At 24.7% G+C, this 14,688-nt stretch carries 11 protein-coding genes; 8 read left to right on the top strand and 3 right to left on the bottom strand.

The features are described from left to right. The first annotated feature begins 1 nt into the window (after position 1). The 4 genes from IJE64_RS09155 to IJE64_RS09140 all read left to right on the top strand — a co-directional run bounded on the left by IJE64_RS09155 (position 2) and on the right by IJE64_RS09140 (position 4,643). Positions 2–1,300: an ABC transporter ATP-binding protein gene (locus tag IJE64_RS09155; protein ID WP_292785074.1), complete on the top strand. Its 1,299-nt coding sequence runs from the start codon at positions 2–4 to the stop codon at positions 1,298–1,300. Between the two features lie 273 nt (positions 1,301–1,573). Beyond that, a complete protein-coding gene (locus IJE64_RS09150; protein WP_292785072.1) occupies positions 1,574–3,097 on the top strand; it encodes a glycosyltransferase family 10 domain-containing protein in 1,524 nt (507 codons plus the stop codon). Between the two features lie 24 nt (positions 3,098–3,121). Then, positions 3,122–4,126, top strand: coding sequence for a sugar phosphate nucleotidyltransferase (locus IJE64_RS09145; protein WP_292785070.1), 1,005 nt, complete (start codon positions 3,122–3,124; stop codon positions 4,124–4,126). Between the two features lie 40 nt (positions 4,127–4,166). Next, positions 4,167–4,643, top strand: coding sequence for a hypothetical protein (locus IJE64_RS09140; RefSeq protein ID WP_292785068.1), 477 nt, complete (start codon positions 4,167–4,169; stop codon positions 4,641–4,643). Between the two features lie 74 nt (positions 4,644–4,717). On the opposite strand, the gene IJE64_RS09135 is transcribed toward IJE64_RS09140, so the two are convergent. Next, positions 4,718–5,560 carry a DUF6270 domain-containing protein gene (locus IJE64_RS09135; RefSeq protein WP_292785122.1) on the bottom strand — a complete coding sequence of 281 codons (843 nt, stop codon included), beginning with the start codon at positions 5,558–5,560 and terminating at the stop codon, positions 4,718–4,720. A gap of 52 nt (positions 5,561–5,612) precedes the next feature. Next, positions 5,613–6,884: a DUF6270 domain-containing protein gene (locus tag IJE64_RS09130; RefSeq protein WP_292785066.1), complete on the bottom strand. Its 1,272-nt coding sequence runs from the start codon at positions 6,882–6,884 to the stop codon at positions 5,613–5,615. Between the two features lie 315 nt (positions 6,885–7,199). Here IJE64_RS09130 and IJE64_RS09125 point away from each other — a divergent pair, with 315 nt between their 5' ends. Genes IJE64_RS09125 through IJE64_RS09115 form a run of 3 tightly spaced genes read left to right on the top strand, consistent with a single transcriptional unit; the run spans position 7,200 to position 13,349 of the window. Then, entirely contained in the window at positions 7,200–10,979 is a 3,780-nt protein-coding gene (locus IJE64_RS09125; protein ID WP_292785064.1) for a glycosyltransferase, read from the top strand. 9 nt (positions 10,980–10,988) lie between these two features. Then, entirely contained in the window at positions 10,989–12,080 is a 1,092-nt protein-coding gene (locus tag IJE64_RS09120; RefSeq protein ID WP_292785062.1) for a glycosyltransferase family 2 protein, read from the top strand. Between the two features lie 33 nt (positions 12,081–12,113). After that, a complete protein-coding gene (locus IJE64_RS09115) occupies positions 12,114–13,349 on the top strand; it encodes a nucleotide sugar dehydrogenase (protein WP_292785060.1) in 1,236 nt (411 codons plus the stop codon). Positions 13,350–13,360: 11 nt separating this feature from the next. Here the strand turns inward: IJE64_RS09115 and IJE64_RS09110 are convergent, their stop codons facing one another. Further along, entirely contained in the window at positions 13,361–13,906 is a 546-nt protein-coding gene (locus tag IJE64_RS09110) for a hypothetical protein (RefSeq protein WP_292785058.1), read from the bottom strand. A 215-nt stretch (positions 13,907–14,121) separates the two neighbouring features. Here IJE64_RS09110 and IJE64_RS09105 point away from each other — a divergent pair. Then, the coding region (locus IJE64_RS09105; RefSeq protein ID WP_292785056.1) for a hypothetical protein at positions 14,122–14,688 on the top strand (567 nt) is incomplete at its 3' end.

Below are 14,688 nucleotides of genomic sequence, written 5' to 3'. Positions count from 1 at the left end.
AATGAACCAAAAAAATAATGATTTAAACTTTAAAAAATCAATCAATCAGAATCATAATGATGTTTTATCAGATCCTCAACAAATAGATAAAATTAAAGTAAAAATAATGGATAAATATGGAATATCCTCAAAGGAAGCGGATAGGATCTTGTCTGAAATTAAAAGGAAAAAAAAATTAAATTCTTCATCTAAAAAAGAAATTTCAAATAATCATTCTAGTTTTAATAATCCTAAACTTTCAAAACAAACCTTTAAAAAGAAAAAAAATGCCAATGTTGTTGATTCTCATCGAGACTTAGATGGAAATCCAGACAAAATAAATTCATCTGTTCCGGATATTCATAAAAAAAATCAAAATGTTTTGATTGGCGAAAAAGATTTGAAAAGAAAGCAAGATAATAATTTTAACCAACAAAACTTTAATAAGAAAGGCACTCCTAATCATATTTCTCAAAAAAATAGTTTTCAAAAAGAAAGTAATGTAGATTCTCTTCTAGAAGATATCGTACCTAATTACAATCAGCAGATTTCAATTAAAGTGGATCATATTGACTTGACTTTTGAAGTTCAAAATGAAAAAATTGACACGTTAAAAGAAGCTTTTATTAGGACTTTAAAAAGAGAAAAATCTAAAAAAATCAAAATTCATGCGTTAAATGACATATCTTTTCAAATTTATAGTGGGGAAAAAGTTGGAATTATTGGTTACAATGGCGCAGGCAAATCTACATTATTAAATGTAATAACTGGAATTTTTCCTCCGGATAAAGGTGAAGTATATACACGCGGTAAAATTTCACCATTATTATCCTTAGGTGCTGGTTTTGACCTTAATTTTTCTGGAAGAAAAAATATTATTTTAAATGGTGCAGTTTTAGGTTATGAAAAAGAATATTTAGAATCTAAAATGGATGAGATAATAGAATTTTCAGAACTTGGAGAATTTATTGATATTCCTATTAAAAATTATTCATCAGGTATGCTTGCAAAATTAGGTTTCTCAATTGCTACTTCTGTTAATCCAGATATTTTAATCATTGATGAAATTTTAGGTGTAGGGGATGTGAATTTCAAGAAAAAAAGTTCAGATAAAATAAGATCATTAATGGATGGTGGTACTACAGTTCTTTTGGTATCTCATTCGATACCTCAAATTAGAGAGTTGTGTGATAAAGCAATTTGGATAGATAATGGTTCTCTACGTGGAATTGGTGAAGTAAATAAAGTTTGTGATGCATATCTAAAAGATGCTGAAAAAGCAAGTTCTGAACAATTAGCTAATATTGAATTGATTAAATAATTTTTGGATATTATATTAAGAAATTTTATTTTGGTTTGATTAAGACATTTTTAATAAATATAATGATTAACTTGAATAAATAAATAGTGTTTTGAATTCACATAAAAAATTAAGTTCTAAATCCAGCAGTTATTTTTTCAAAATCAACAGGTCTTATTTAGAGAACAAATTTTGCATATTTTATATAAAAAGTGGAATAAAACCATATATTCATAATATACTTATATTATGGGATATAGATATCTATAACAGATTGGATATTAGGTGATTTTTATGCACAATAAGAATGTTAATAATTTAAATTCAAATCACATCGATTCAAAAAATTTTTCCTTTTCTCAGGACATATTATTTGAACTAGAAAAATTTGTTACTGCAAGAATAAATATTAAAAATATTGGAAATATTGAAAATAATGTTGAAATTGTTGATATTTCAGATAATAATTCAAAGGTTGAATATCCTCAATGGTATAAAGATGAAAAGGGGTCAGGATTATTAATCCATAGTTCTTCATGTTGTTTAGATTTAAAAATTAAATGTATTAATGATGGTGAACTTAATATTTTATTATTAGGAAAAGATATTAGGGATAAAAATGGTGTAAATGCTCCTATATTCATTGATTTCACTGTATTTCAAATTAATGGGGAAAATATTATTGAATCTCCTATTTTGGCATCGTATGAAGATTTTTATAGATTTACTAAAATGGTTAAAGATTCTGATATTATCACGATTCATATTGAGTGGAAACCAGTTAATGATTCCAGTATTTTTAAAACAAGTATCTCTAGGTTAAAAACTCAAATTAATAATTTAAATAGAGAATTAGAACTTAGAAAAGGAATAGTTGAAGATTATAATAAATTGATTTTGAGTTCTATTGGAGTAAAGACTTCTGATGGAAAGATTACATATAGAAATTTTTTTAGACCAAGTGCTCCAGGATTTTTAGATAATTTTTGGTTTACAAGATATTTGCAGCATAATTTCCCTAATGAAGAGTATGATATAAATATTTTTAGTGTTTTTGGTGTTATTGATGATACTATTACGAAAAGCATGTCTGGAAAAAAAATATTTTATTCTCCAGAAACTATTAATAAACGATTTCCAGAAGCTAATAAATTTGGTCGTTATGCATTAGATTATGTTGATTTGGGTATGGGTTATGATTTGATTGATAAATCTAATTATTTTCGTTTTCCATATTGGTATTTTATTTTTGATCCTACAGTTGATGAAGAACAAATTGAAAATTCCATTAATTATTGGAATTCTCTAGATTATGATAAATCTAAAAATGTTACTGTTATTGCTAGTCATGATGAATGGAAACTTAGAACATTTATAGCTAACGATATTGAGAAATTTACAGATATTGATTATGCTGGGCCATGGCGCCATAATAATTCTGATTTGTGGAATAAATTTAATAATGATAAACTTTCATTTTTAAAACAATATAAATTTAATATTTGTGCTGAAAATGTTGAAGATGATGCATATGTAACTGAAAAAATTTTTCATAGTATAATGTGTAATTGTATTCCATTATATGCTGGTGGGGGAAATTATTTAGAACCTAATATTTTGAATGATAAAGCTATACTCAGATGGAACTTAAATGAGGATAATTCAGATACTGTTGAATTATTTAAAAATCTTCTTTTAGATGAACAATCTTATAAAGAATTTAGAGATCAAGAACCATTTTTAGATAATAGTTCAAAATTTTTAATTAAGCAATTTTCAATTCTTGAAAAACATTTCGAACGTTTAATTTATGATTAATAAAATTTGGAGGATATGGTAACTATGGAAACTATCGGTATGATTTTATGCGGAGGATTTGGTAAAAGATTAAGACCAGTTACAGAAACAGTTCCAAAACCGCTTGTTGAAATTAAAGAGGATTATACTATTTTAGATAAACAACTTTTTGATTTTAAAAATGCTGGAATAAATGAAGTTTATCTTCTTGCAGGATTTTTACATGAAAAAATTGAAGAGAGATATGGTAAAGAGTATATTGGGATTAAAATACATTATGTTATTGAAGATGAGCCATTAGGGACACTTAATGCTATTCGTTTAGGAATGGAAAGTATTGATGAGGGAAAACAATGTATTATTAGAAATGGGGATATTGTTTCAGATATTAACTTAAAATCCATGATAAAACATGGAGAGAAATCGTCTTTACCTGTAACAATGTTTATTACACAAATGCAGTCACCTTATGGTATTGTTGAAACTGAGGGTGATCGTTTAATTTCATTTAAAGAAAAACCAATATTGGAAGATTATTATATTAATGGGGGAATTTATTTTACTAAATCTTTATTAGATTTTGGGGAATTTAAAACAGGCGATATAGAGAAACTTTATTTTCCTAATTTAGCTAAAGAAAATAGTTTAGGTTATTATAAGGAAAATAATATTTTTTGGATAGCAGTTGATACATCAAAAGAATTAGAATCAGTTAAAAAAGAATATGAAAATAAAACTGATAAACCGTGGGGGTATGAAAAAGTTTTGATATATACCGATAAATATTTAACTAAGGAATTATATATTAAAGCTGGTTTTCAGACTTCTTTCCATTATCATAATAAAAAAGATGAAACTATGTATATCCTTTCTGGAGCAGGTTATATAGAATTTGAGGATAAAAAAGAATATTTTTCTAAAAATGATAGTATTCGTATCGAACCGGGTGTTAAACACACAATTGTTGCACTTGAAAATACTATATTGCATGAAGTTTCCACTCCTTACTTGGATGATACGATTAGGGTTGATGATTTTTATACTAGATAAATTTTCTAAAACTTATCATAAATATTAAGAGGTGAAAATTATGAAATATAAGTCCATTTTATTTGTTATAATAATAGTAATATTATTAGTTATTATTGGGTTTATGGGACTAAACATGATAAATAATAGTACTAATAGTACTCAAGAAACAGTTCTTGTAGGTTCTTCTAATTTTACTTTGCCTGAGGGTTACCATGAAGGTGAATCTAATAGTTATGGAGATGTGAATATAACTAATGGTGAAATTTCAATATTTTTATTAGAATATCATGATAGTGATTTAAATAAACATATTGGAGATTATAATAATTCCATAAATGATGAAAATCAAACATTATCATTGACTAATTTTACATACAATAATATTATGGTATATAAAGCAATAAATAATGCTCATCCGAATACTGTTCATTATTGGTATGTGTGCAATAATAAAACATATTCAATTTATTCATGGGATTATGGTAATCTTGATGATATTGTTACTGAACTAATTCAGTCTCAAAAATTTTCATAAAATAAAACCAGTTTATTTTATTGATAATTTTTTTTATTTTTTTGTTCGCAGAATTATTGCGGACATTTTTTAAATTATTTCATTTCATTTAAAATATTAAGTTTATTTTCTTGTTTTTGCATAATATTTTTAAAATTATTAATCTGATTATTTTCATAAATTATTTTATTAAGTTTAGTTGTGAAATCTATATAATATTGTGGTATAAAGTGGGAAGTTCCAATTCCCCAAGCATGATTTTCATCATTTGGATAATTTACAATATTTAATTCTATAGTTTTAACCTCAAAGTTATTTTCAATATATTTATTTAATTTATAAGTTATTGGATTTGTTTCGTCGCAATAATTTTTTACACTATCAATAGTGTAGATTGTTCCATCATTTTTTAATATTTTTTCACTATCACTAACATTATTTAAAATGATATTTAAATCAGCACAATTTTTATCTATAAAATCAAAAAAATAAGTGCAATGTTCTTTGAATAATTTGAAATATTTTGATGAATTATTTTTCATGGATAATGTTTTTTTATTGGTTAATGTATTATAAAATGATGTACGCGGCAAATCCCATTCATTATTTGTCATTATTCCTTCATCAGAGCATAATATTCCAAATCGTGATTCAAATAAATTATCAATAATCAGATAATCTGATTTACTATTTATTAACTCATTAAGAAACATCTTATTTAAATCTTTTTCTAAATTTCTTGTTGTAAAATCATCATAACTACCATCATTGCGATATAATTTTATCATTTCTTTATCAGGTATATTCACGGGATCTGACATTAAACTAATTAGTGTGGTTCTTGCAATATCTGTAGTTATTTCAAAAAATTGTTTGTAATTAGGATTTAACATTGAATTAAAAACATCTCTAGTAGCGCAACTCCCTAATACTGCTATTTTGGTTACTATATTAATTCCTCCTATTAATATTTATATATTCCCTAACGAATTAAAATGGGGACCATTCTATTTTAATGGTTAAAATTTCATGATGTTCTACTTTTCGTTTATAAATGTATGGTTTGTCATGACATACAAGCTCAACATCACCATTAATCTTTTCATTATTTATAACAATGTTGTTATAATTAATATAAACAGGTATTCTAACACCATTTTGATCTTTTACATCCTTTCCTCTAAATCTTAGTGTTAATTCTCCATCATGGATGCATTTAATCTTTAAACTAACCTCTCTTTTTTGGGTGTGAATTATTATTCCAGAACCTCGTTCATCTTCGAACCATTTGGGATAATTTACTATTGATTTTTCATCACTATTTTCGATTAGTTCAATAGCATTATGTAATTTTTCATTTTTTAAATCAATTCGTGCAGTCAAATATTTCTTAAATAAATCTGGAATTGGGAGATTTTGATCATCGTCATCATTATCAAATGAAAGTATTATGTTTTTCTTTTTAAGTTTTCTAAGTTCCATATTATATTTGTAGGAATAATCAAAAAGGTTATTTCTCGCAATAATTTCATTTAATTGGCGAGTTTTTTCTTCATAATATTTTGGCTCATAATGTGTAGGATGAAGCCCAAAAACATGCTCTTTGCATGCTAATATATTTTTATCAAAATCCAATACTTCAACATCAAAATTTTCTAATATAAATTTATCTAAGATTTTTCTATATTTATTATGATATGATATTTTTTTCAAATGTTCGTCTTCAATTATTTTTTCATTTTCATAATATCTATAAACAGAGCGTGAACAATTTAAGATAATTTTTGTATTGGGGCAATTTTTAGCTATAAATTCAAAGAATAATCTAACAGAATTTGTCCATAACTCATAATATTCATCAAAATCTTTAGTAATAGATATTCTCTTTTTATCAGCAAATAATGGATGTAATGAAGTTCTTTTTATTCTCTCGGAATCTGCAATATAACTATTTTCGTCGTTGATAATTATTTCATAAACAGCATCAAAATATGTGTCAATTATTAAATAGTCAATTTTATCTTTTTTTAGAAAATCTAAATATTTTTTTGATAAATCTTGTAAAACACATTCATTATCATAACTATCTGATGAATCTAATAATCTTTGATCAAATTTTAATGGTTCAGACATTAAACTAATAAAAGTGACAGTTTCTATAGATTCATTAATATGAAAAAAATTTTTATATTCTTCATTTATAACACTATTAAAAATATTTCTTGATGCACATGATCCCATTGTTGAAATTTCTACAGTCATTTTAACACCGAATTTTATGAGTTAGAACATAGTTATATTTAATATTTTTTCTATATAAATTTTTTAAAAATTTTTTTTATAAATTAATATTTATAAATTTAAATGTTATTAAAAGATTTATTACTTTATATAATATTTTTAAGTTTAATAATGGTTATATTGAGCAGGATTATTATTTTTCTTGCTTTTTTTTTAAATATCAATATTTTAGATAAACTTAAATAGTTCTTTAATCTTAATTATATATATTATTTGTTGAATGTTTGTGTCATGATTTTCATATGATTATTTTATTAAAATAAAGGTTGTTTATTAATGGTTGAACCAAAAGTTTCGATTATCATACCAGTATATAATTCTGAAGAGTTTCTTGAAAGTTGCTTAGATTCTATAATCAATCAATCTATGGAAGATATTGAAATAATTTGTATAAATGACGGATCTTCTGATGGTTCTTTAGATATTTTAAATAAATTTAAAAATAATGATTCTCGCATTAAGATTTTTTCTCAAAAGAATAGTGGTGCAGCATCTGCAAGAAATCGGGGTCTTGAAAAAGCAACCGGTGAATACATCCTTTTTGTTGATAGTGACGATTGGATAGAATCCACTATGTGTGAAGAATTATATCATCATGCGAAACATTTAGATTCTGATTTAGTATTATTTGATGCAACTGAATATAATTTAAATAAAGAGCATAAAAATCGAGTTTATTTTCCATTTAATTCTTTCAATGAAAATTATAAAGAATTTACATTTGATTTTAAATTTAGTAAGCATTTAGTTTTAAATTATTTTCAAGTTATTTGGTCAAAAATGTATAAAAAAGATTTGGCTAAAAACATCAGATTTCCAGATTTACCTATTTACGAAGATGTGCAATTTCATGTAGAATCGATGGTATTAGCAAAAAAAATTTCTTATTTCCCAAAATTATTTTATCATTATAGAAAATTAAATATTAATTCCGAACAGAACTTTAAAATAACAACAGACAAATCTTTGTTCATTGTTGATGTTTTTATAGGAGTATATGATTTTTTAGTTGAACATAATTTTTTCGATGATTTGAAAGTAAATTTTTTTGCATTTGTTTTCAATGAATCTAGGAACGCTCTAAATAATATTGGTTATAATTATAAACAAATTCTTTTCAATAAGATTAAACAATTTTACACTTCTTTTGATATTGAGGAGGATGTGTTAAATGAACTATCTTTTGATTTTCAATCAATATATTTTCATATTATTAATGCAGAAAACTATTTTGAGTTTCAAAATTTTCAAGAATCTGTCGACGTGAATTTAACTGACAATGAATTATTATTACTTGATAAAATTATTCAAAAAGATGAACTTATTGCGGATTATGAAAAGCAATTGTCTGAATATCAAAATCAAGATAAAATACAATCTAACTTCTTAAATAAACATGATATAAATGTAGAGGCATATCATAGAATTAAAGAAATGAACCTATTTGATGAGGAATATTATGTGTCTCATGAGGGATATTCTGGCAATATGGACCCTTTATTACATTATATTTATGTTGGTTATGAAGAGGGTAAAAATCCGTGCAAACTTTTTAATTCAAATTATTATCTGAATTATTATGATTCTGCTAAATGTTCTGGTTTGAATCCTCTTGTTCATTTTGTCATGTTTGGTCTTTATGAAGGAAAAGTTAAAATAAGGGATGATGTTTGGCAACCTCCATTAGTTATAAATAAATTTGAAGTTGATAAACAACTAAATGATTTGAGTAGTTTAAGTTTAAATGAAGAAAATAGGGCGCCTAGGTTAATTGTTTCTTTAACTTCATTTCCAGGTAGAATGAATCTTATAAAATATGCAATTTTTTCTCTTTTTAACCAATCTTTAAAACCTGATAAAATTGTCTTATGGTTATCAAGGTCGCAATTTATTAATGGTAAAGCAGATATTCCTAAAGATGTTTTAAATTTTGTTGATTATGGTCTTGAGATTAAATGGTGTGAAGATATCAAGTCATTTAAGAAATTAATCCCCTCTTTAAGAGAATTTCCTGAAGATATAATTGTCACATTTGATGATGACCTTTATTATGAAAGTGATGTATTGGAAAAATTATATAATTCTTACTTGAAATATCCTAATTATATTAGTGCATATCGTTCTAGGAGAATTTCTTTTAATGATGATTACTCCTTAAAAATGTACCAACAGTGGGAATTAAGTAAAACAGAGCAAAAACCTTCTTTTTTAAATTTTTCTACAAATGGTGCAGGGACATTATTCCCTCCACATTCTTTAGATGATGAAATTTTTAACATGGATTTGGCTATGGAATTAACTCCAACTGGTGATGATATATGGTTTTGGGCAATGGCTGTTAAAAAAGGTACAAAAATTAAATTAGTCCCTGATAATAATTTTGATGCATATTATATTGCTCCAGAACTTGAAATTGGATTACTTGATGATTCTAAAAATACTTTATGGAAAGTAAATGCGGCAGGTCTAAATGATGTTCATATGAATAATGTTTTAAACAGATTTCCGGAGGTTAAGGAAAAACTTCTTTTGGAATATAATGATTATAAATTTAAAAAGAATATCGGCGTTAGAGCAGTTAATGATATTAAGTTTAAATCTAGTCCGGTTCATGACGATATTAAAGTTGCAGCAATTATGGATCAATTTACATATGATTCTTATAAATATGAGTGTAACTTATTTTATTTGAGTCCTTTTAATTGGTTAGAAATTTTTGAGCGAGAAAAACCAGACTTTTTTTTATGTGAATCAGTCTTTCATGGTTTAAAAACTACTGAATTTCCTAAAGGTGAATGGGCAGGTAAAATACATGTAAATTTAAATAATGATATTGAAAATAGGTCCATTTTGTTTTCGATTCTTGAGTATTGTAAAAATAATAATATTCCTACTGTATTTTGGAATAAAGAAGACCCTTCTTCATTTTATGATGAAGCTTATAATTTTGTAGATACTGCTTTGCATTTTGATTATATTTTTACTACCGATGAGGATTGTATTTCTAGATATTTAGTTAGAGGTCATGAAAATGTGAATTGTTTGATGTTTGCAACACAACCAAAGTTATTCAATCCAATATCTATTGTTGAAAGATCAAATGATGTAATTTTTGCAGGAAGTTGGTATAAAAAATTTGAAGATAGATGTAATGTAATGGAACAAATTTTTGATAGGTTATTGGATGAAGGTTATAATTTAAAGATTTATGATAGGATGTATGATTTACATTATGCGGATTATGCATATCCTATTAAATATCAACAATTTTTAAATCCCGGCGTTCATTTTAATCAAATGCCAAATGTTTATAAAGAGAGTAGTTTAGGTTTGAATATTAATACGGTTACTAATTCTCCTACTATGTTTGCTAGGAGAGTTTTTGAATTAATGTCTTCAAATACATTAGTTTTTTCAAATTTTTCAAAAGCAGTAGATTTATTGTTTGGCGACAGTGTTATCTTTTTGGATAGGGATGTAAATTTAGATAAATTTGATTTTGAAGAAATTCGTGAAAAAAATTTATATAATGTTTTAGAAAATCATACATATTCTAATAGATTTAAACAAATATTAAATACAGTTGGTATTAATTATAATTATAAATCAGATAGAATTATTTTAATTTATTCAATAAATGATTATCAAAATATAGATGAGATAATTAGTCATTTTAATTCAATAACATATCCTCATAAATATTTAAAGATTATTATTTCTCATAATTTCTCAGGTAAATTGGATAAAATTGATGTAAAACACGATGTAATTATTGAAGAAGAGTTACAAGATTTTATCGATAATTTGAATGATGATGAATATGTCTGTTTTGTTAATTCTGATATTGAACAAGATTTTGTAAAAAAAGCATTATTACATTTTAAATATTTGCCTAAGACTTTTGGCATCAGTTCTACTGATGAATATTTGAATAAATACACATTTAGTAATTTAAATGATATTCACAATGTCATTTTTAGCAATGTCAATCTAAAAAAGATTTTTAATTCAAATAATGGTGATAATTTAAATAATTTCGAAGTTTATTATATTTAGGTGTTTCTTATGGTAAATTCATTAGAAGATTCAAATATTTGCATTTCTTTAATTATTCCGATTCTTAATTCAGAAAAATATGTTTCTCAATGCTTGGATACATTAATCAATCAATCTTTGAATGATATAGAAGTATTATGTATGGATTATGGTTCTGTTGATGGATCTAAACAGTTAATATATGAATATTCTGAAAAAGATTCTAGAATAAAATTATTTGAATGTGATAATATTAATATTGCGAGAAACAAAGGAATGCTAGAATCTAAAGGGGATTATATTTTATTTTTAAATCCTGAAGATTGGATTTATATTAACTCATGTGAAAGATTGCAAGAAGAATTAATCATAAACCCTTGCGATATATTATTTTTTAAGTCTAGCTTATTCAATGAATCAACTGAAAAGATTTATAAAAATTCAGATGATTCATATATTGATACAGTTCAATATTTTGTAGGAAATAATATTTTTGATTATTCTGATTTGGGCGATAAAATATTTTCATTGCCTTTTGTATTGTATAATAAGATTTTTAATAGACACTTTTTATTAAGTCATAATTTAGTATTTCAAAGTGACAATTTTTCGGAATTAACTTTCTTTTATAAAGCTGTTTTAAATGCTAATAAATTGAAAATTTTTAACAAACACATTTATATTAAACGAGAATTGCCTAATCAAGTTAAGTTAGATAATTTTCGAGAAATTATTGCTAATTTAAAAGAGTTACATGATTATTTTAAAAGTTTAGAGGATTATAATTTATTTGAAAAAAAATTGTTAAATTTTATTATTAATCATATTCATATTATATATTCTAAGAATAATGAAAATCAAGAGGAGTTTTTTTTATTAATTAATGATTTTTTTAAATCTATTAAACAAAATAAATCTGATTATGTGAAATATATTTCTAATTTAGACAATGAAAATTTACTTTTTTTCAGAGATATTTTGGATTCAGAAACAAATTCAGAATATCATTTGTTAGTACGGTATAATCATTTACTCAATGAAAATGGTAGGTTGAAGTCAGAAATTTCCAAGTTAAAAAAGGATATTAATCAATTAAAAAATAAATTAGCATATTTTGAATAAGAGATGATAAATACTTATGATGGAGTTAATTATATGAAAGTTTGTATTATGGGTCAAGGTTATATTGGGCTTCCAACAGCAGCACTTTTTAGTACTAGTCATTGTCAGGTAGTTGGTGTAGATATTTCTGAAGAAATAATTAATAATTTAAATAGTGGTATAATCCATATTGAAGAACCGGGGATATCTGATATTATTAAAAATGCCATTGAAAAAAAAAGATATAAAGCTAGTTTAATTCCAGAAAAAGCTGATGCATTTATAATCACAGTGCCAACACCATATATTGCTGAAAATTATTTTTGTGATTTAAGTTATGTTATAACTGCTTGTGAAACTATTATTCCTTATTTAGAAAAGGGGAATGTTGTTATTATTGAGTCTACAATAGCTCCAATGTCGACTGATGAAATTATTAAACCTATTTTTGAAAAGGCGGGTTTTACAATTGGTAAAGATTTATATCTTGCGCATTGTCCTGAAAGGGTTCTTCCAGGAAGAATATTGGAAGAACTTGTTCACAATGATAGAATTATTGGAGGTATAACTCCAGAATGCTCTGTTAAAGCTAGTGAAGTTTATGGGCAATTTGTAGAAGGGGAGTTAATGCTTACAGAAGCAAAAACCGCTGAGCTATCAAAATGCATGGAGAATACATTTAGAGATGTCAACATTGCGCTTGCAAATGAACTTGCAAAAATCTGTGCTGAAATTGGTGTCAATGCACTGGATGTTATCAAAATGGCAAACAAACATCCGCGGGTAAACTTACACTCTCCGGGTCCGGGTGTTGGGGGGCATTGCCTTGCAATTGATCCTTACTTTATCTATGCAAAAGCACCGGAAACTGCAAAAATTATTAAGCTAGCTCGTGATACAAATAATTCAATGCCAGATTTTGTTTGCGAATATGTTAAAAAAATAATTCCTAGTGGTAAAATTGCAGTATTTGGAGTTTCATATAAAGGAAATAGTGATGATGATAGAGAAAGTCCTGCATTTGAAATTATTGATAAATTGTGTAACAATTATGAAGTTGCTATTTATGATCCTCATATTAATAATCCTAACTTTGTAAGTTTTGATGAAGCTATAAAAAAAGCAAATTTAATTTTGGTTTTATGTGACCATGATGAATTTAAACATTTGGACTTTAATTTGATTAAGGAATCTATGGAAAACGCTGTAATATTTGATACAAAAAATATAATAAAAGAAATTCCAAATGATATTAAATTATATAATTATGGAAATTTATACACGTTATAATAATCTTTAGTTTAAATATTTTTTTTAATATTTCTCAAGGGTTTTGTCATTTTCCAACTATGAGATTTTTCAAATTCATTTATCTTTTTTTCATACCCTGTATTAGATTTTTTTAAAACAATAATATGATTTTCCATCTCTTTAAGTTTAAGTTTACTGGTCCATTGATCATTCAATAAGTTATTATTCCTTAGTTTTAAATTTTTTATTTCATTATTAAGATTGTTTATTGTTGTGTTGTATTGTTTATTTTTGTCGAGTAACTTTGCATTATTTTTATTAATTTCTTTAATTTGATTTTTTAATGATGAATTTTTTTCTTTAATTTTTTCTAAAATAATTTTATCTTTTTCTAACTCTTCTTGTCTATTTTTTAGGTTGTTTATTGTTGTATTTAGTTCGTTGTTGTTGTTTTTTAAGTTGTTGATTGTTGCAATTAATTTTTTATTATCATCATTAACTTTCTTATTTGCTTCAATTAATTCTTTAACCCTTCTTTCTAATAATATTAAATATTGTTTATTTTGTTTAAATAACGTATCACTATTATTTTTCATTTAATCAATCCTAGTCTAGTTAATATTTAATTATTATTATATCATATATAAAATTTTATAATAGTTTTTACTTTATAATTATACTTTTATTTTTATAGAGATTAAAGTTAAGTATACTTAGTTACATTAAATATATATTATGTGAAATATTAAATAGTTATTAATAATTGTTTTATTTTTCGAGTTTAGTAATTTTTTATCTTGTGGTGGAATAAATGTCATTTTTTAATAAACTTAAAGAAAAAATATTGAATTTAAGTAATTCTTATATCTTTTACAAGACCCAGTATAATCTTCTTTCAAATCAAAAAAATTTTTATGAATCTCAAATGGAATTTATTAAAAATGAATTTTATAAAACATTTGATGAATTTGATGATTTAAATAAGTTGATTTCAAATCAAAATGATGTATCTGAAGTTGAAATTAAAAAAATAAATAATAAATTAGATAAGATTATTTTTTCAAATAATGATTTTAGGATTATGTTAGATGCATTTGATGATTCTCTTAAATCATTGGGAAAGGATTATGAAGGTTCTTTTTTGGAATATAAACGGAATAATGAATATTTGAATAATTACCTTGAAGATTCTTTTAAAAATGTTAAAAATTCGATTATCAAAAATAGAGTTGTTATGGGATCAATACAAGATGAGGGTGTTTCTAGGATTGTTGATTTGATTAATAGTAATGGTGCTGATGTTGGTTCTAAGTATGATGAGGGTGTTTCTAGGATTGTTGATTTGATTAATAGTAATGGTGCTGATGTTGGTTCTAAG

Origin of the sequence: Methanobrevibacter sp., from assembly GCF_017409525.1 — an archaeon.
Classification (GTDB): domain Archaea; phylum Methanobacteriota; class Methanobacteria; order Methanobacteriales; family Methanobacteriaceae; genus Methanocatella.
Note: the sequence above shows the minus strand (reverse complement) of the source record. Positions and strands in the feature narration are given on the sequence as shown.